This window comes from Streptococcus oralis (assembly GCF_023611505.1).
GTDB classification, from domain to species: Bacteria; Bacillota; Bacilli; order Lactobacillales; family Streptococcaceae; genus Streptococcus; species Streptococcus oralis_CT.
Window position 1 is genome coordinate 1 of the sequence record NZ_CP097843.1, and the last position, 19,695, is coordinate 19,695.

Consider the following 19,695-nt stretch of genomic DNA (forward strand, 5'->3'; position numbering starts at 1 on the left):
TTGAAAGAAAAGCAATTTTGGAATCGTATTTTAGAATTTGCTCAAGAAAGATTGACTCGATCTATGTATGATTTCTATGCTACACCTGCTGAACTCATCAAAGTAGAAGAAAACACAGCTACTATATTTCTACCGAGATCAGAGATGGAAATGGTGTGGGAAAAGCAATTAAAAGATATTATTGTTGCTGCTGGTTTTGAAATTTATGATTCTGAAATCAAACCTCACTATATTTTCACTAAACCTCAGAGTACAGAATCTCCTCAAGTAAATGATACGAATAGTGTCTCTACTTACGATTACACACCTGCACTACCAACGATTCCCTATTCCGAAACAGGGTTAAAAGAAAAATATACCTTTGATAACTTTATTCAAGGTGATGGGAATGTTTGGGCGGTATCCGCTGCATTAGCTGTATCTGAAGATTTAGCTCTTACCTACAATCCTCTTTTCATCTATGGAGGACCTGGTCTTGGAAAGACTCACTTGCTCAATGCGATTGGAAATGAGATTTTGAAAAATATTCCTGATGCGCGTGTCAAGTACATTCCTGCCGAAAGTTTTATCAATGACTTTCTTGAACACTTGCGACTTGGGGAAATGGAAAAGTTCAAAAAGACTTACCGTAGTCTTGATCTCTTATTGATCGATGATATCCAATCTCTCAGTGGCAAAAAAGTCGCAACCCAGGAAGAATTTTTCAATACCTTCAATGCTCTTCATGATAAGCAGAAACAGATTGTCCTAACCAGTGATCGAAGTCCTAAACACCTAGAAGGCCTTGAGGAGAGGCTTGTCACGCGCTTTAGCTGGGGATTGACGCAAAATATCACCCCTCCTGACTTTGAGACACGTATCGCCATTCTTCAAAGTAAAACAGAGCATTTGGATTACCATTTTCAAAGTGATACTCTGGAATACTTGGCTGGCCAATTTGATTCAAATGTTCGAGAACTGGAAGGAGCAATCAATGATATCACTTTAATTGCCAGAGTGAAGAAGATTAAGGATATCACTATTGATATTGCTGCAGAAGCTATCAGAGCACGTAAGCAAGATGCACGCCAGATACTTGTTATTCCAATTGAGAAAATCCAAACTGAAGTTGGTAATTTTTATGGAGTGAGCGTCAAAGAAATGAAGGGGACGAGACGAGTTCAAAACATCGTTTTGGCACGTCAGGTTGCTATGTATCTAGCTAGAGAACTGACAGATAATAGTCTTCCAAAAATAGGAAAAGAATTTGGCGGAAAGGATCACACCACCGTTATTCATGCCCATGCCAAAATTAAATCACTAATTGACGAAGACGATAATTTACGTTTAGAAGTAGAAGCAATCAAAAAGAAAATTAAGTAGTTTGTGGATAACTTTTTATTTTTCATCTTTTTTATCCACAATTTTTAAACAAGCTTAAAAGCTTGAATTTACTAAATAGCACCCAGTTTTCCACAGAATTCACACACCCTATTATTACTATTAACTTTCTAATACTAAAAATAAATAAAGGAGAATCCATGATTCATTTTTCAATCAATAAAAATTTATTTCTACAAGCCTTAAATACTACAAAACGGGCAATTAGCTCAAAAAATGCTATTCCAATTTTATCAACAATTAAAATTGATGTTACAAATGAAGGAATTACTTTAATTGGCTCAAACGGGCAAATTTCTATTGAGAATTTCATTTCTCAAAAGAATGAAGATGCTGGTCTCTTGATTACTTCTTTGGGTTCGATTCTTCTTGAAGCCTCTTTCTTTATCAATGTTGTATCCAGTCTTCCAGATGTAACGCTTGATTTCAAAGAAATTGAACAAAAACAAATTGTCTTAACAAGTGGTAAATCAGAAATTACTCTAAAAGGAAAAGATAGCGAACAGTACCCACGAATCCAAGAAATTTCAGCAAGCACACCTTTGATTCTTGAAACAAAAATGCTCAAGAAAATTATCAATGAAACAGCTTTTGCTGCAAGTACGCAAGAAAGTCGTCCAATTTTAACAGGTGTTCATTTTGTATTGAGCAAACACAAGGAACTAAAAACAGTTGCAACAGACTCTCATCGCCTTAGCCAGAAAAAATTGACTCTTGAAAAAAATGGAGATGATTTCGATGTAGTAATTCCTAGTCGTTCTCTACGCGAATTTTCAGCGGTATTTACGGATGATATTGAAACTGTGGAGATTTTCTTTGCAAATAATCAAATCCTCTTTAGAAGCGAAAATATTAGCTTCTATACTCGTCTCCTAGAAGGAAACTATCCTGATACAGATCGTTTGATTCCAACAGACTTTAACACTACAATTACTTTTGATGTGGTTAATTTGCGTCAATCTATGGAGCGTGCTCGTCTCTTATCAAGTGCGACTCAAAATGGTACTGTGAAGCTTGAAATTAAAAGTGGGGTTGTTAGTGCCCATGTTCACTCTCCAGAAGTTGGTAAAGTAAACGAAGAAATCGATACGGAGCAGGTGACTGGTGATGATTTGACTATTAGTTTCAACCCAACTTACTTGATTGACTCCCTCAAGGCTTTAAATAGCGAAAAGGTAACTATTAGCTTTATCTCAGCTGTTCGTCCATTTACTCTTGTGCCAGCAGATACTGACGAAGATTTCATGCAGCTCATTACACCAGTTCGTACAAATTAAGTAAAAGAGGTTGAGCCTGGCTCGCCTCTTTTATGATATAATCGAAAAAGAAAAGGAGAATAGTATGTATCAAGTTGGAAATTTTGTTGAGATGAAAAAGCCTCATGCTTGCATAATCAAATCAACAGGAAAAAAAGCTAATCGTTGGGAAATCACTCGTGTAGGGGCAGATATCAAAATCAAATGTAGCAATTGTGACCACCTTGTCATGATGAGTCGCTATGATTTTGAACGAAAAATGAATAAGATTATTGACTAAGAACCCTTAGTTAGAGGGTTAGCAAGTTTTCCCTTTTTGTGTTATAATGTTAGGGATTGAAATGAGAACGGAGAATGAGAAACTATGGCTTTAACAGCAGGTATCGTTGGTTTGCCAAACGTTGGTAAATCAACCCTTTTTAATGCAATTACAAAAGCAGGAGCAGAGGCAGCAAACTACCCATTTGCGACTATTGATCCAAATGTTGGGATGGTAGAAGTTCCAGATGAACGCCTACAAAAACTAACGGAAATGATTACTCCTAAAAAGACAGTTCCAACAACCTTTGAATTTACAGATATTGCAGGGATTGTAAAAGGAGCATCAAAAGGAGAAGGTCTAGGAAATAAATTTTTGGCCAATATTCGTGAAGTAGATGCGATTGTTCACGTAGTTCGTGCTTTTGATGATGAAAATGTTATGCGTGAGCAAGGACGTGAAGACGCCTTTGTGGATCCACTTGCAGATATTGATACCATTAACCTGGAGTTGATTCTTGCTGACTTAGAATCAGTCAATAAACGCTACGCGCGTGTAGAAAAGATGGCACGTACGCAAAAAGATAAAGAATCAGTAGCAGAGTTTAACGTCCTTCAAAAGATTAAGCCTGTTCTTGAAGATGGAAAATCAGCTCGAACTATTGAATTTACAGATGAGGAACAAAAGGTTGTCAAAGGTCTCTTCCTTTTAACCACTAAACCAGTTCTTTATGTTGCCAATGTAGATGAGGATGTAGTTTCAGATCCAGATTCTATCGATTATGTGAAGCAAATTCGTGAATTTGCAGCGACAGAAAATGCAGAGGTAGTTGTTATTTCCGCGCGTGCTGAGGAAGAAATTTCTGAGTTAGACGATGAGGATAAGCAAGAGTTTCTTGAAGCACTTGGCTTGACAGAATCAGGTGTTGATAAATTGACTCGAGCTGCTTACCACTTGCTTGGACTTGGAACTTACTTTACAGCTGGTGAAAAAGAAGTCCGTGCTTGGACCTTTAAGCGTGGTATGAAAGCTCCTCAAGCAGCTGGTATTATCCATTCAGATTTTGAAAAAGGTTTTATTCGTGCAGTAACCATGTCATATGAGGATCTAGTGAAATACGGATCTGAAAAGGCTGTAAAAGAAGCTGGGCGCTTGCGTGAAGAAGGAAAAGAATATATCGTTCAAGATGGCGATATCATGGAATTCCGCTTTAATGTCTAATAATATTTAACAAATAGTGTCAATTAGGTTGGAAAAAAATTCCAACCCTTTTGGCTTTTGAAAGGAAAAATAAATGACCAAATTACTTGTAGGATTGGGAAATCCAGGTGATAAATATTTTGAAACCAAGCACAACGTTGGATTTATGTTGATTGACCAAATCGCCAAAAAACAAAATGTCACCTTTACACACGACAAGATATTTCAAGCTGACCTAGCATCTTTTTTCTTCAACGGAGAAAAAATTTATCTTGTCAAACCAACGACATTTATGAATGAAAGTGGGAAAGCTATTCATGCTCTATTGACATATTATGGTTTGGATATTGAAGATTTACTCGTTATTTACGACGACCTTGACATGGAAGTCGGAAAAATTCGTTTAAGAGCAAAGGGCTCAGCAGGTGGTCATAATGGTATCAAGTCTATTATTCAACATAATGGTACTCAGGTCTTTAACCGTATTAAAATAGGAATTGGAAGGCCCAAAAAAGGCATGTCAGTGGTTCACCATGTTTTAAGTAAGTTTGATCAGGAAAACTATGTAGGTATTTTACAGTCAATTGACAAGGTTGACGATGCTGTAAATTACTATTTACAAGAAAAAAACTTTGAGAAAACGATGCAGAGGTATAATGGCTAAATGGTGACTTTATTAGATTTATTCTCAGAAAATGATCAGATAAAAAAATGGCATCAAAATCTGATAGATAAGAAAAGACAACTAATACTTGGTTTATCAACTTCTACCAAGGCTCTTGCAATTGCAAGTAGTCTAAAAAAAGAAAATAAGATTGTTTTATTGACATCGACTTATGGAGAAGCAGAAAGAATTATCAGTGATCTTCTTTCCATCTTAGGAGAGGAATTAGTCTATCCATTTTTGGTAGATGACTCTCCTATGGTAGAGTTTTTGATGTCTTCACAAGAAAAAATCATTTCGCGGGTTGAAGCCTTGCGTTTTTTAACTGATTCATCTAAGAAAGGAATTTTAGTTTGTAATATCGCAGCAAGTCGCTTGATTTTACCTTCTCCGACTAGATTTAAAGAAAGTATTATAAGGATTGCGATTGGTGAAGAATATGATCAACATGACCTTCTTCACAAATTAAAGGAAATAGGCTATCGCAAAGTTACACAAGTACAGACCCAAGGTGAGTTTAGTATTCGAGGAGATATTTTAGATATTTTTGAGATGTCTCAGTTAGAACCTTTTCGAATTGAGTTTTTTGGTGATGAAGTAGATGGAATCCGGACTTTTGAAGTCGAAACACAATTATCAAAAGAAAATCAAACAGAACTCACCATCTTTCCAGCTAGTGATATACTTTTAAGAGAAAGGGACTATTTAAGAGGTCAGTCAGCTTTAGAAGAGCAAATTTCGAAGACCTTATCAGCAATTTTAAAATCATACTTGGAAGATATTTTATCAAGTTTTCATCAAAGACAAGTGCATTCAGATAGTCGAAAGTTTTTATCTTTATGTTACGATAAAACATGGACTATATTTGATTATATTGAAAAAGATACACCAGTATTCTTTGATGATTATCAAAAATTGATGAATCAGTATGAAGTTTTTGAAAGAGAATTAGCGCAATACTTTACAGAAGATTTACAGAATTGTAAATCATTTTCTGATATGCAGTATTTTGCAGATACAGAGCAAACCTATAAAAAACAAAGTCCAGTTACCTTTTTCTCCAATCTCCAAAAAGGATTAGGAAATCTCAAGTTTGATCACATTTATCAATTTAATCAATTTCCCATGCAGGAGTTTTTTAATCAATTTTCTTTTCTTAAAGAAGAAATTGAGCGATATAAAAAAATGGACTACACCATTATTCTGCAGTCTAGCAATTCAATGGGAAGTAAAACATTGGAGGATGTTTTAGAGGAATACCAGATTAAATTGGATTCAAGAGATAAGTCAAGTATCTGTAAAAAATCTGTAAACTTAATCGAAGGTAATCTAAGACATGGTTTTCATTTTGTAGATGAAAAAATTCTCTTGATTACTGAACATGAGATTTTTCAAAAGAAATTAAAACGTCGTTTTAGAAGACAACATGCGTCAAATGCAGAGCGATTAAAAGATTATAATGAACTTGAAAAAGGGGACTACGTTGTTCACCATATTCATGGAATTGGTCAATATCTAGGCATTGAAACAATTGAAATCAAAGGGATTCACCGTGATTATGTCAGTGTTCAATATCAAAATGGGGATCAAATCTCAATCCCAGTTGAGCAAATTCAATTACTGTCCAAATATGTTTCAAGTGATGGGAAAGCTCCAAAACTTAATAAATTAAATGATGGTCATTTTAAAAAGGCCAAGCAAAAAGTTAAGAACCAGGTAGAGGATATAGCTGACGATTTAATCAAGCTTTATTCTGAGCGTAGTCAGTTGAAGGGATTTGCTTTCTCAGCTGATGATGATGAGCAACATGCTTTTGATGATGCTTTCCCTTATGTTGAAACGGATGATCAACTTCGCAGTATTGAGGAAATCAAGAGAGATATGCAGGATTCTCATCCCATGGATCGACTTCTAGTTGGAGATGTTGGTTTTGGGAAGACTGAAGTTGCAATGCGTGCAGCCTTTAAGGCGGTCAATGATCATAAACAAGTTGTCGTTCTAGTTCCGACGACGGTTTTAGCGCAACAACACTATACAAATTTTAAAGAGAGATTCCAAAATTTTGCAGTTAATATTGATGTGTTGAGTCGTTTTAGAAGTAAAAAAGAGCAGGCAGAGACACTTGAAAAATTAAAGAATGGTCAAGTCGATATTTTGATTGGAACGCATCGTGTTTTGTCAAAAGATGTTGTCTTTTCAGATTTAGGCTTGATGATTATTGATGAAGAACAACGATTTGGTGTCAAGCATAAGGAAACATTGAAAGAACTGAAGAAACAAGTGGATGTCTTAACATTGACAGCTACTCCAATACCACGTACTCTTCATATGTCTATGTTGGGAATCAGAGATTTGTCTGTTATTGAAACACCTCCGACCAATCGTTATCCAGTGCAAACCTATGTTTTGGAAAAGAATGATAGTGTGATTCGTGATGCTGTCTTGCGTGAAATGGAGCGTGGAGGTCAAGTTTACTATCTTTACAACAAAGTTGACACTATTTATCGGAAGGTTTCAGAATTACAGGAGTTGATTCCAGAAGCTTCGATTGGGTTTGTTCATGGACAAATGAGTGAAATTCAGTTAGAAAATACTCTATTGGACTTTATTGATGGACAATATGATATTTTGGTGACAACTACCATAATTGAAACAGGCGTGGACATTCCAAACGCCAATACCTTATTTATCGAAAATGCAGACCATATGGGCTTGTCAACCTTGTATCAATTAAGAGGAAGAGTTGGTCGTAGTAATCGTATTGCTTATGCCTATCTCATGTATCGTCCAGAAAAATCAATCAGTGAAGTTTCTGAAAAGAGATTAGAAGCAATCAAAGGATTTACAGAATTGGGCTCTGGATTTAAGATTGCTATGCGAGATCTTTCGATTCGTGGAGCAGGAAATCTCCTAGGAAAATCCCAGTCTGGTTTCATTGATTCCGTTGGTTTTGAATTGTATTCGCAGTTACTAGAGGAAGCTATTGCTAAACGAAACGGTAATTCTAATACAAGAACCCAAGGGAATGCTGAGCTGATTTTACAAATTGATGCCTATCTTCCTGACACTTATATTTCTGATCAGCGACATAAGATTGAAATTTACAAGAAAATTCGTCGAATTGACAACCGTGTCAACTATGAAGAACTACAAGAAGAATTGATGGATCGCTTTGGAGAATATCCAGACGTAGTGGCCTATCTTTTAGAGATTGGTTTGGTCAAATCTTACTTGGACAAGGTCTTTGTTCAACGTGTGGAAAGAAAAGATAATAAAATTACAATTCAATTTGAAAAAGTCACTCAACGATTGTTCTTGGCTCAAGATTATTTTAAAGCCTTATCCGCAACGAACCTAAAAGTAGCCATAGCTGAGAATAAGGGATTAATGGAAGTTGTATTTGATGTTCGAAACAAGAAGGATTATGAAATTTTAGAAGGTTTGCTGATTTTTGGAGAAAGTTTATTAGAGATAAAAGAATCAAAGGAAACAAATCTCAGTTAACATTTTTCTTCTATAAAAAGGATAAAAATGGTACAATAATAATTTGAGGTAATAAAAATGAGATTAGACAAGTATTTAAAAGTATCACGAATTATTAAGCGTCGCACAGTCGCAAAAGAAGTAGCAGATAAAGGTAGAATCAAGGTGAATGGAATCTTGGCCAAAAGTTCAACGGATTTGAAAGTTGATGACCAAGTTGAAATTCGCTTTGGAAATAAATTGTTGCTTGTTAAAGTACTAGAAATGAAAGATAGTACAAAAAAAGAAGATGCAGCAGGCATGTATGAAATTCTCAGTGAAACACGGGTAGAAGAAAATGTCTAAAAATATTGTACAGATGAATAATTCTTTTATTCAAAATGAACACCAACGTCGTCGTTACCTGATGAAGGAGAGACAAAAGAGGAATCGTTTTATGGGTTGGGTCCTTATTTTGATGATCTTGTTGTTTATTTTACCAACTTATAACTTGGCTCAAAGCTATGATCAGTTACTGCAACGCCGTCAGCAATTGACAGAATTGAAAGAACAGTATCAAACTCTCAGTGACGAAAAGGATAAAGAATCTGCTTTTGCTGCAAAGTTGAAAGATGAAGACTATGTAGCAAAATATGCACGCGCCAAGTACTATTACTCAAAGAAACGAGAAGCAATTTACACAATTCCTGATTTGCTTCCGAGGTAATGTCATGGAAAATTTATTGGAAGTTGTTGAGCAATTTTTAAGTTTATCAGATGAAAAATTAGAGGAATTGGCAGCTAAAAACCATTTATTACGATTACAAGAAGAAAGGGAAGAGAAGAATGCGTAAGTTCTTAGTAGTTTTATTGCTACCTGCTTTTATCATAACCTCAAGAGTAGTTAGCACAGAAAAACAGCTTCCTTACTCTTCGCAAGAAATTTATTATCTAACCGAGTCTGATTATGGATTCTACTATAAAGAAACTCTGGAATCCCCGATGGTATACGGAGAAACAGCTGTCTATGCTAATGAGGATCTTGTCAAGGAGTCTGGTAAATTGACTTCTGGAACCACCTTTAAAATAGTAGAATGGCGTTTGAATAGACAAGGTGTTCCTGTTTTTAAATTAGATAATCACCAGTTTATCCTTGCAGATAAGCGTTTGGTCTATGATCAAAGTCAAGTTCAAACTCAAAATAGACAAGTATGGTTGGAGCCGGGGTTTGTTATCTATAACAGCCCCTATGATGCGAAAGAAATTTCTTCATCTCTCTCTCCCTATCAACTTGTAATGGTGGATAGAGCTCTCTTTGCTGAGGGACAAGAATTTCTTCATATTGATCAAGTTGGGTGGGTATCAAAAGAGTTCGTCTCAGAAGAAGACAATCGCATCCAGAAGGTTCAAGAAGTTTTATCAAACAACTATCAGAATGAAAATTATTCTATTTATGTTAAACAATTGAGTACAGGTAAAGAGGCTGGGGTGAATGAAGACAGTAAACTCTATGCAGCTAGCATCTTGAAACTAGCCTACCTTTATTATGCTCAAGATAAGATAAATCAAGGGGAATATACGCTAGACAGTAGCTTCAAGTATATCCCAGAAGTAAATAGTTTCCCTGGGTCCTATAAACCAGAAGGTAGTGGTAGCTTACCTAAAAAAGAAGATAACAAAGAATACAGTCTTCAACAGTTGATTACCAAGGTAACAAAAGAGTCTGACAATGTTGCTCATAATATTTTAGGTTATTATGTGACCAATCAATCTGACGGGGCTTTCAAAGAAAAAATGTCCACCATTATGGGTGAAGATTGGGATGTGAATGATAAATTGACTTCTTCGAAAATGGCTGGAAAGGTCATGGAAGCTATTTATAAACAGAATGGTTTTGTCCTAGAGTCTCTAGGTAAGACCGATTTTGACAACCAACGAATCGCAAAAGGTGTTTCGGTTAAGGTAGCTCATAAAATTGGAGATGCCGATGAGTTTAAACATGACACTGCCATTGTTTATACGGATTCTCCTTTCGTTCTTTCCATTTTCACCAAAAATTCTGATTATGACACTATTGCTAAGATAGCCAAGGATGTCTATGAGGTTCTAAAATGAGGGAACGGGATTTTTTAAATCATTTTCTCCGAAAAGAGTATTTCAAAAAACATTCTAAAGTCGTGTTGGCTCTGTCTGGCGGACTAGATTCGATGTCTTTATACCATCTATTGTCTACTTACCAAAAAGAGTTGGGAATTGAGTTGGTTTTAGCACATGTCAATCACAAGCAGAGAAGTGAGTCTGACTGGGAGGAAAATGAACTAAGGAAGTTAGCTGATGCAGCTGAACTTCCTATTTATATCACAAGTTTTTCAGGAGACTTTTCAGAAGCGCGTGCTCGAGAGTTTCGTTATGATTTTTTTAGGAAAATCATGAAAGAGGTTGGAGCGACTGCCTTGGTTACTGCCCACCATGCAGATGATCAAGTTGAAACGATTTTGATGCGCTTGATTCGAGGAAGTCGGCTACGTCATTTAACAGGAATAAAAGAAAGTCAAGTAGTTGATGATATTGAAATCATTCGTCCTTTGTTGCATTTTCATAAAAAGGATTTTCCACCAATTCTTCATTTCGAAGATCAAACAAATCAGGAAAATGCCTATTTTCGCAATCGTATTCGAAATAGGTATTTACCAGAGCTTGAAAAAGAAAATCCTCGTCTTAAATCCGCTCTTTTAGATTTTGGAAGGGAGATTTCAGATTACCAAGTAGCCATAACGGAGCTTTCTAAACAAATTGATGTGGAAGATTTGAATGAGCTCTTTTCATACTCCCAACAAACTCAAGGAATCTTACTCCAGAACTATCTGAATCAATTCCCAGACTTAAATTTGACAAAGGCTCAGTTTGCTGAAGTTCGACAGATTTTAGCAACTAAAAGTCAGTATCGTCACTCACTGAAAAATGGTTATGAATTGATAAAAGAGTATCAGAATTTTCGAGTTTGTAAAATCAGTCCTCAGGCCGATGAAAAGGAAGATGAACTTGTGTTACACTATCAAAATCAAGTTCGATATATGGGCTATTTATTTTCCTTTGGTATCCCTGTTGAAGGGGATTTTGTTCAAAAAGTAACAGTTTCACGGGAAACACCTGTACATATTAGATGTCGAAAACCTGGCGATGTTCTTATCCTGAATGGTCACCGAAAGAAACTGAGACGTTTATTTATAGATTTGAAAATCCCTATTGAAAAACGAAAAACAACCCCTATTATTGAGCAATTTGGAGAAATTGTCTCAATTTTAGGAATTGCGACCAGTGATTTGAGTAAAAACACGAAAAATGATATAATGAACACTGTAATTTATATAGAAAAAATAGATAGGTAAAAAGATGTTAGAACACGATATAAAAAAAATTCTCGTTTCACATGATGAAATTACAGAAGCAGCTAAAAAGCTAGGTGCACAATTAACAAAAGAATATGAGGGGAAAAATCCAATTCTTATTGGAATTCTAAAAGGATCGATTCCTTTTATGGCTGAATTGGTCAAACATATTGATACGCATATTGAGATGGACTTCATGATGGTATCTAGTTACCATGGTGGAACAGCAAGTAGTGGTGTCATCAATATCAAGCAAGACGTGACTCAAGATATCAAAGGAAGACATGTTTTATTTGTAGAGGATATCATCGATACAGGTCAAACTTTGAAAAATTTGCGAGATATGTTTATTGCAAGAGAAGCAGCTTCTGTTAAAATCGCGACTTTGTTGGACAAACCAGAGGGACGTGTTGTTGAAATTGAAGCGGATTATACCTGCTTTACTATTCCAAATGAATTTGTAGTAGGTTATGGTCTGGATTATAAGGAAAATTATCGTAACCTTCCTTATGTTGGAGTATTGAAAGAAGAAGTTTATTCAAATTAGAAAGATCTATCTTTAATGAAAAAACAAAATAATGGTTTAGTTAGAAATCCATTTCTCTACTTGTTAATTATCTTTTTCCTAGTGACAGGATTCCAGTATTTTTACTCTGGAAATACTGCTGGACGAAGCGAAAAAATTAACTATACAGAACTGGTAAAAGAAATTACAGCAGACAATGTAAAAGAATTAACCTATCAGCCAAATGGTAGCATCATTGAAGTGTCTGGTGTTTATAAAAATCCTAAGACTAGTAAAGAAGAAACAGGAATTCAATTTTTCACTCCTACAGCTACAACAGTAGAAAGATTCTCAAGTACTATTCTTCCGTCTGATTCAACAGTTTCAGAATTGCAAAAACTTGCTTCTGAACATCAGGCTGAGGTTACAGTCAAACATGAGAGTTCAAGTGGTATGTGGATCAATATCCTTGTGTCTGTTGTTCCATTTGCTATTCTCTTCTTCTTCCTATTCTCTATGATGGGAAATATGGGAGGAAATAATAGTAGAAATCCAATGAGTTTTGGACGTAGCAAGGCCAAAGCTGCTAACAAAGAAGATATCAAGGTACGATTCTCAGATGTTGCAGGTGCCGAGGAAGAAAAACAAGAATTAGTCGAAGTTGTTGAATTCTTAAAAGATCCAAAACGATTTACAAAACTTGGTGCGCGTATTCCTGCAGGTGTTCTTTTAGAGGGACCTCCGGGAACAGGTAAAACTTTGCTTGCTAAGGCGGTTGCCGGAGAAGCAGGCGTTCCATTCTTTAGTATCTCAGGATCTGACTTTGTAGAAATGTTTGTCGGAGTTGGTGCAAGTCGTGTTCGTTCTCTTTTTGAGGATGCTAAAAAAGCAGCACCAGCCATTATCTTTATCGATGAAATTGACGCTGTTGGTCGCCAACGTGGTGTCGGCCTCGGTGGAGGAAATGATGAACGTGAACAAACCTTGAACCAACTCTTGATTGAGATGGATGGTTTTGAGGGAAATGAAGGCATCATCGTTATCGCTGCGACAAACCGTTCAGATGTTCTAGATCCAGCTCTTCTCCGTCCAGGACGTTTCGATAGAAAAGTCTTGGTTGGTCGCCCTGATGTTAAAGGTCGTGAAGCAATCTTGAAAGTTCACGCTAAAAATAAACCTCTGGCAGACGATGTTGATTTGAAACTAGTTGCCCAACAAACCCCAGGCTTTGTGGGAGCTGACTTAGAAAATGTTCTAAACGAGGCAGCCTTGGTTGCAGCCCGTCGCAACAAATCAATTATTGATGCTTCAGATATTGATGAGGCAGAGGACAGAGTGATTGCTGGACCATCTAAGAAGGATAAAACAGTATCACAAAGAGAACGTGAATTGGTTGCTTATCATGAGGCTGGGCATACCATTGTTGGTTTAGTCTTGTCAAATGCCCGTGTTGTTCATAAAGTTACCATTGTACCACGTGGACGTGCAGGCGGATACATGATTGCACTTCCTAAAGAAGATCAAATGCTCCTGTCTAAAGAAGATATGAAAGAGCAATTGGCAGGTTTAATGGGTGGTCGTGTAGCTGAAGAGATTATCTTTAATGTTCAAACTACAGGGGCCTCAAATGACTTTGAACAAGCTACTCAGATGGCGCGTGCAATGGTCACTGAATATGGTATGAGTGAAAAACTAGGACCAGTTCAATACGAAGGAAATCATGCTATGTTTGGTGCACAAAGTCCTCAAAAATCAATTTCAGAACAAACAGCCTATGAGATTGATGAAGAAGTACGTTTATTATTAAATGAGGCACGAAATAAAGCAGCTGAAATTATTCAATCAAATCGTGAAACCCACAAGTTGATTGCAGAAGCATTGTTGAAATACGAAACATTGGATAGTACACAGATTAAATCTCTTTACGAGACAGGAAAAATGCCTGAGACAGTAGAAGAGGAATCTCATGCACTATCTTATGATGAAGTAAAATCAAAAATGAGTGAAGAAAAATAAATTTAGAGAGGTTCGACCTCTCTTTTTATGTTCTAATGTGATGGTTACCGAGCAGATGCCTTGATAGTTGACCCTCCTCGTACAGGCTTAGATGATAAGCTGTTGGATACCATTCTGACCTATGTTCCAGAAAAAATGGTCTATGTATCCTGCAATGTTTCGACCTTGGCACGAGATTTGGTTAAACTAGTAAAAGTCTATGATCTCCAGTATATCCAGTCGGTCGATATGTTTCCCCACACTGCACGAACAGAAGCAGTTGTTAAGTTAGTGAAGAAAATAAAAAATCAACTTTATTGAAAAAAGTTCTTGACAAAGTAGGAAAAGTAGGTATAATAGAAAGAGTTGAAAAGCTCAAGGTCCGTTGGTCAAGGGGTTAAGACACCGCCTTTTCACGGCGGTAACACGGGTTCGAATCCCGTACGGACTATGGTATGTTGCGGATGGAACACTTGATGAAAAAAGTTCAAAAAAGTTTCAAAAAAGTGTTGACAAGCGAGAGTGGCTGTGATATACTAATATAGTTGTCGCTTGAGAGAGATTGAGTGACAAAGACCTTTGAAAACTGAACAAGACGAACCAATGTGCAGGGCACTATAACTAAGGTTATAGTACTGAACAATGAAAAAAAACAATAAATCTGTCAGTGACAGAAATGAGTGAGAACTCAAACTTTTAATGAGAGTTTGATCCTGGCTCAGGACGAACGCTGGCGGCGTGCCTAATACATGCAAGTAGAACGCTGAAGAGAGGAGCTTGCTCTTCTTGGATGAGTTGCGAACGGGTGAGTAACGCGTAGGTAACCTGCCTGGTAGCGGGGGATAACTATTGGAAACGATAGCTAATACCGCATAAAATGGATTATCGCATGATAATTCATTGAAAGGTGCAAATGCATCACTACCAGATGGACCTGCGTTGTATTAGCTAGTTGGTGGGGTAACGGCTCACCAAGGCAACGATACATAGCCGACCTGAGAGGGTGATCGGCCACACTGGGACTGAGACACGGCCCAGACTCCTACGGGAGGCAGCAGTAGGGAATCTTCGGCAATGGACGGAAGTCTGACCGAGCAACGCCGCGTGAGTGAAGAAGGTTTTCGGATCGTAAAGCTCTGTTGTAAGAGAAGAACGAGTGTGAGAGTGGAAAGTTCACACTGTGACGGTATCTTACCAGAAAGGGACGGCTAACTACGTGCCAGCAGCCGCGGTAATACGTAGGTCCCGAGCGTTGTCCGGATTTATTGGGCGTAAAGCGAGCGCAGGCGGTTAGATAAGTCTGAAGTTAAAGGCTGTGGCTTAACCATAGTACGCTTTGGAAACTGTTTAACTTGAGTGCAAGAGGGGAGAGTGGAATTCCATGTGTAGCGGTGAAATGCGTAGATATATGGAGGAACACCGGTGGCGAAAGCGGCTCTCTGGCTTGTAACTGACGCTGAGGCTCGAAAGCGTGGGGAGCAAACAGGATTAGATACCCTGGTAGTCCACGCCGTAAACGATGAGTGCTAGGTGTTAGACCCTTTCCGGGGTTTAGTGCCGCAGCTAACGCATTAAGCACTCCGCCTGGGGAGTACGACCGCAAGGTTGAAACTCAAAGGAATTGACGGGGGCCCGCACAAGCGGTGGAGCATGTGGTTTAATTCGAAGCAACGCGAAGAACCTTACCAGGTCTTGACATCCCTCTGACCGCTCTAGAGATAGAGCTTTCCTTCGGGACAGAGGTGACAGGTGGTGCATGGTTGTCGTCAGCTCGTGTCGTGAGATGTTGGGTTAAGTCCCGCAACGAGCGCAACCCCTATTGTTAGTTGCCATCATTCAGCTGGGCACTCTAGCGAGACTGCCGGTAATAAACCGGAGGAAGGTGGGGATGACGTCAAATCATCATGCCCCTTATGACCTGGGCTACACACGTGCTACAATGGCTGGTACAACGAGTCGCAAGCCGGTGACGGCAAGCTAATCTCTTAAAGCCAGTCTCAGTTCGGATTGTAGGCTGCAACTCGCCTACATGAAGTCGGAATCGCTAGTAATCGCGGATCAGCACGCCGCGGTGAATACGTTCCCGGGCCTTGTACACACCGCCCGTCACACCACGAGAGTTTGTAACACCCGAAGTCGGTGAGGTAACCTTTTAGGAGCCAGCCGCCTAAGGTGGGATAGATGATTGGGGTGAAGTCGTAACAAGGTAGCCGTATCGGAAGGTGCGGCTGGATCACCTCCTTTCTAAGGATAAGGAACTGCGCATTGGTCTTGTTTAGTCTTGAGAGGTCTTGTGGGGCCTTAGCTCAGCTGGGAGAGCGCCTGCTTTGCACGCAGGAGGTCAGCGGTTCGATCCCGCTAGGCTCCATTGGTGAGGGATCACCAAGTAATGCACATTGAAAATTGAATATCTATATCAAATAGTAACAAGAAAATAAACCGAAACGCTGTAGTATTAAAAGAGTTTATGACTGAAAGGTCAGAAAATAAGGTTAAGTTAATAAGGGCGCACGGTGGATGCCTTGGCACTAGGAGCCGAAGAAGGACGTGACAAACGACGATATGCCTTGGGTAGCTGTAAGTAAGCGATGATCCAGGGATTTCCGAATGGGGGAACCCAACAGGTACTACCTGTTACCCGCATCTGTTAAGGATGTGAGGAGGAAGACGCAGTGAACTGAAACATCTAAGTAGCTGCAGGAAGAGAAAGCAAAAGCGATTGCCTTAGTAGCGGCGAGCGAAACGGCAGGAGGGCAAACCGAAGAGTTTACTCTTCGGGGTTGTAGGACTGCAATGTGGACTCAAAGATTATAGAAGAATGATTTGGGAAGATCAGCCAAAGAGAGTAAGAGCCTCGTATTTAAAATAGTCTTTGCACCTAGCAGTATCCTGAGTACGGCGGGACACGAGAAATCCCGTCGGAATCTGGGAGGACCATCTCCCAACCCTAAATACTCCCTAGTGACCGATAGTGAACCAGTACCGTGAGGGAAAGGTGAAAAGCACCCCGGGAGGGGAGTGAAATAGAACCTGAAACCGTGTGCCTACAACAAGTTCGAGCCCGTTAATGGGTGAGAGCGTGCCTTTTGTAGAATGAACCGGCGAGTTACGATATGATGCGAGGTTAAGTTGAAGAGACGGAGCCGTAGGGAAACCGAGTCTGAATAGGGCGCTTTAGTATCATGTCGTAGACCCGAAACCATGTGACCTACCCATGAGCAGGTTGAAGGTGCGGTAAGACGCACTGGAGGACCGAACCAGGGCACGTTGAAAAGTGCTTGGATGACTTGTGGGTAGCGGAGAAATTCCAAACGAACTTGGAGATAGCTGGTTCTCTCCGAAATAGCTTTAGGGCTAGCGTCGACATAAAGATTCTTGGAGGTAGAGCACTGTTTGGGTGAGGGGTCCATCCCGGATTACCAATCTCAGATAAACTCCGAATGCCAAAGAATTATGGTCGGCAGTCAGACTGCGAGTGCTAAGATCCGTAGTCGAAAGGGAAACAGCCCAGACCACCAGCTAAGGTCCCAAAATAATTGTTAAGTGGAAAAGGATGTGGGGTTGCACAGACAACTAGGATGTTAGCTTAGAAGCAGCTATTCATTCAAAGAGTGCGTAATAGCTCACTAGTCGAGTGACCCTGCGCCGAAAATGTACCGGGGCTAAAACAATTTACCGAAGCTGTGGATACCTTTATAGGTATGGTAGGAGAGCGTTCTATGTGTGGAGAAGGTGTACCGTGAGGAGCGCTGGAACGCATAGAAGTGAGAATGCCGGTATGAGTAGCGAAAGACAGGTGAGAATCCTGTCCACCGTAAGACTAAGGTTTCCAGGGGAAGGCTCGTCCGCCCTGGGTTAGTCGGGACCTAAGGAGAGACCGAAAGGTGTATCCGATGGACAACAGGTTGATATTCCTGTACTAGAGTATGTAGTGATGGAGGGACGCAGTAGGCTAACTAAAGCAGACGAATGGAAGTGTCTGTCTAAGCAGTGAGGTGTGAATTGAGTTAAATGCTTAGTTCTATAACATTGAGCTGTGATGGGGAGCGAAGTTTAGTAGCGAAGTTAGTGACGTCACACTGCCAAGAAAAGCTTCTAGCGTTTAAACATACTCTACCCGTACCGCAAACCGACACAGGTAGTCGAGGCGAGTAGCCTCAGGTGAGCGAGAGAACTCTCGTTAAGGAACTCGGCAAAATGACCCCGTAACTTCGGGAGAAGGGGTGCTGACTTTAGGTCAGCCGCAGTGAATAGGCCCAAGCAACTGTTTATCAAAAACACAGCTCTCTGCTAAATCGTAAGATGATGTATAGGGGGTGACGCCTGCCCGGTGCTGGAAGGTTAAGAGGAGTGCTTAGAGGTAACTCGAAGGTATGAATTGAAGCCCCAGTAAACGGCGGCCGTAACTATAACGGTCCTAAGGTAGCGAAATTCCTTGTCGGGTAAGTTCCGACCCGCACGAAAGGCGTAATGATTTGGGCACTGTCTCAACGAGAGACTCGGTGAAATTTTAGTACCTGTGAAGATGCAGGTTACCCGCGACAGGACGGAAAGACCCCATGGAGCTTTACTGCAGTTTGATATTGAGTGTCTGTACCACATGTACAGGATAGGTAGGAGTCTAAGAGATCGGGACGCCAGTTTCGAAGGAGACGTTGTTGGGATACTACCCTTGTGTTATGGCCACTCTAACCCGGATAGGTGATCCCTATCGGAGACAGTGTCTGACGGGCAGTTTGACTGGGGCGGTCGCCTCCTAAAAGGTAACGGAGGCGCCCAAAGGTTCCCTCAGAATGGTTGGAAATCATTCGCAGAGTGTAAAGGTATAAGGGAGCTTGACTGCGAGAGCAACAACTCGAGCAGGGACGAAAGTCGGGCTTAGTGATCCGGTGGTTCCGTATGGAAGGGCCATCGCTCAACGGATAAAAGCTACCCTGGGGATAACAGGCTTATCTCCCCCAAGAGTTCACATCGACGGGGAGGTTTGGCACCTCGATGTCGGCTCGTCGCATCCTGGGGCTGTAGTCGGTCCCAAGGGTTGGGCTGTTCGCCCATTAAAGCGGCACGCGAGCTGGGTTCAGAACGTCGTGAGACAGTTCGGTCCCTATCCGTCGCGGGCGTAGGAAATTTGAGAGGATCTGCTCCTAGTACGAGAGGACCAGAGTGGACTTACCGCTGGTGTACCAGTTGTCTTGCCAAAGGCATCGCTGGGTAGCTATGTAGGGAAGGGATAAACGCTGAAAGCATCTAAGTGTGAAACCCACCTCAAGATGAGATTTCCCATGATTATATATCAGTAAGAGCCCTGAGAGATGATCAGGTAGATAGGTTAGAAGTGGAAGTGTGGCGACACATGTAGCGGACTAATACTAATAGCTCGAGGACTTATCCAAAGTAGCTGAGGATACGAAGCGTGAGGTTTTCTAATTATTTGATAGATATTCAATTTTGAGTAGGTATTACTCAGAGTTAAGTGACGATAGCCTAGGAGATACACCTGTACCCATGCCGAACACAGCAGTTAAGCCCTAGAACGCCGGAAGTAGTTGGGGGTTGCCCCCTGTGAGATATGGAAGTCGCTTAGC

The 19,695-nt window shown here is 39.8% G+C and carries 13 protein-coding genes, 2 tRNA genes, 3 rRNA genes and 1 pseudogene; all 19 read left to right on the forward strand.

The genetic code is table 11. From position 1 onward, the window contains the following. The 19 genes and pseudogenes from dnaA to rrf all read left to right on the forward strand — a co-directional run bounded on the left by dnaA (position 1) and on the right by rrf (position 19,695). Positions 1-1,362 carry a chromosomal replication initiator protein DnaA gene (gene dnaA / locus M9H69_RS00005; protein ID WP_084931889.1) on the forward strand — a complete coding sequence of 454 codons (1,362 nt, stop codon included), beginning with the start codon at positions 1-3 and terminating at the stop codon, positions 1,360-1,362. 158 nt (positions 1,363-1,520) lie between these two features. Then, the gene (gene dnaN, locus M9H69_RS00010; protein WP_250315581.1) at positions 1,521-2,657 is read left to right on the forward strand and encodes a DNA polymerase III subunit beta; all 1,137 of its coding nucleotides are present in this window, start codon (positions 1,521-1,523) and stop codon (positions 2,655-2,657) included. Between the two features lie 64 nt (positions 2,658-2,721). Further along, positions 2,722-2,916 carry a DUF951 domain-containing protein gene (locus tag M9H69_RS00015; protein WP_000285178.1) on the forward strand — a complete coding sequence of 65 codons (195 nt, stop codon included), beginning with the start codon at positions 2,722-2,724 and terminating at the stop codon, positions 2,914-2,916. A gap of 84 nt (positions 2,917-3,000) precedes the next feature. Then, positions 3,001-4,116: a redox-regulated ATPase YchF gene (gene ychF / locus M9H69_RS00020; RefSeq protein WP_001218700.1), complete on the forward strand. Its 1,116-nt coding sequence runs from the start codon at positions 3,001-3,003 to the stop codon at positions 4,114-4,116. 73 nt (positions 4,117-4,189) lie between these two features. Then, positions 4,190-4,759: an aminoacyl-tRNA hydrolase gene (gene pth / locus M9H69_RS00025; protein ID WP_250315582.1), complete on the forward strand. Its 570-nt coding sequence runs from the start codon at positions 4,190-4,192 to the stop codon at positions 4,757-4,759. After that, positions 4,760-8,263, forward strand: a complete 3,504-nt coding sequence (gene mfd, locus M9H69_RS00030) for a transcription-repair coupling factor (RefSeq protein WP_250315583.1) — start codon at positions 4,760-4,762, stop codon at positions 8,261-8,263. A 57-nt stretch (positions 8,264-8,320) separates the two neighbouring features. Then, on the forward strand, positions 8,321-8,587 hold the full coding sequence (locus M9H69_RS00035) for an RNA-binding S4 domain-containing protein (RefSeq protein ID WP_001234975.1): 267 nt from the start codon (positions 8,321-8,323) through the stop codon (positions 8,585-8,587). Next, positions 8,580-8,948, forward strand: a complete 369-nt coding sequence (locus M9H69_RS00040; RefSeq protein WP_000041922.1) for a septum formation initiator family protein — start codon at positions 8,580-8,582, stop codon at positions 8,946-8,948. The genes M9H69_RS00035 and M9H69_RS00040 overlap by 8 nt, the downstream gene beginning before the upstream one ends. 4 nt (positions 8,949-8,952) lie before the next feature. Continuing rightward, positions 8,953-9,075 (forward strand): SP_0009 family protein, encoded by a 123-nt coding sequence (locus M9H69_RS10345; RefSeq protein ID WP_000429343.1) that lies wholly within the window; start codon positions 8,953-8,955, stop codon positions 9,073-9,075. Further along, positions 9,068-10,336 (forward strand): serine hydrolase, encoded by a 1,269-nt coding sequence (locus tag M9H69_RS00045; protein WP_250315584.1) that lies wholly within the window; start codon positions 9,068-9,070, stop codon positions 10,334-10,336. Before M9H69_RS10345 ends, M9H69_RS00045 begins: the two co-directional genes overlap by 8 nt. Continuing rightward, positions 10,333-11,610, forward strand: a complete 1,278-nt coding sequence (gene tilS / locus M9H69_RS00050; protein WP_250315585.1) for a tRNA lysidine(34) synthetase TilS — start codon at positions 10,333-10,335, stop codon at positions 11,608-11,610. Before M9H69_RS00045 ends, tilS begins: the two co-directional genes overlap by 4 nt. Before the next feature lie 4 nt (positions 11,611-11,614). Continuing rightward, positions 11,615-12,157, forward strand: coding sequence for a hypoxanthine phosphoribosyltransferase (gene hpt / locus M9H69_RS00055; protein WP_000889402.1), 543 nt, complete (start codon positions 11,615-11,617; stop codon positions 12,155-12,157). A 15-nt stretch (positions 12,158-12,172) separates the two neighbouring features. Continuing rightward, complete coding sequence (ftsH, locus tag M9H69_RS00060; protein WP_084874658.1) at positions 12,173-14,131, forward strand: ATP-dependent zinc metalloprotease FtsH; 1,959 nt, start codon at positions 12,173-12,175, stop codon at positions 14,129-14,131. Positions 14,132-14,170: 39 nt separating this feature from the next. Next, positions 14,171-14,431: pseudogene (locus tag M9H69_RS00065) on the forward strand (23S rRNA (uracil(1939)-C(5))-methyltransferase RlmD); the annotation flags it as partial. A 58-nt stretch (positions 14,432-14,489) separates the two neighbouring features. Then, positions 14,490-14,561, forward strand: a tRNA-Glu gene (locus tag M9H69_RS00070). Between the two features lie 244 nt (positions 14,562-14,805). Then, positions 14,806-16,354 (forward strand): 16S ribosomal RNA (locus M9H69_RS00075). Positions 16,355-16,405: 51 nt separating this feature from the next. Next, positions 16,406-16,478 (forward strand) — tRNA-Ala (locus tag M9H69_RS00080). 122 nt (positions 16,479-16,600) lie between these two features. Next, positions 16,601-19,503: ribosomal RNA gene (locus M9H69_RS00085) — 23S ribosomal RNA — on the forward strand. 76 nt (positions 19,504-19,579) lie between these two features. After that, positions 19,580-19,695: ribosomal RNA gene (rrf, locus tag M9H69_RS00090) — 5S ribosomal RNA — on the forward strand. Together the 16S, 23S and 5S rRNA genes with 2 tRNA genes alongside form the textbook arrangement of a ribosomal RNA operon.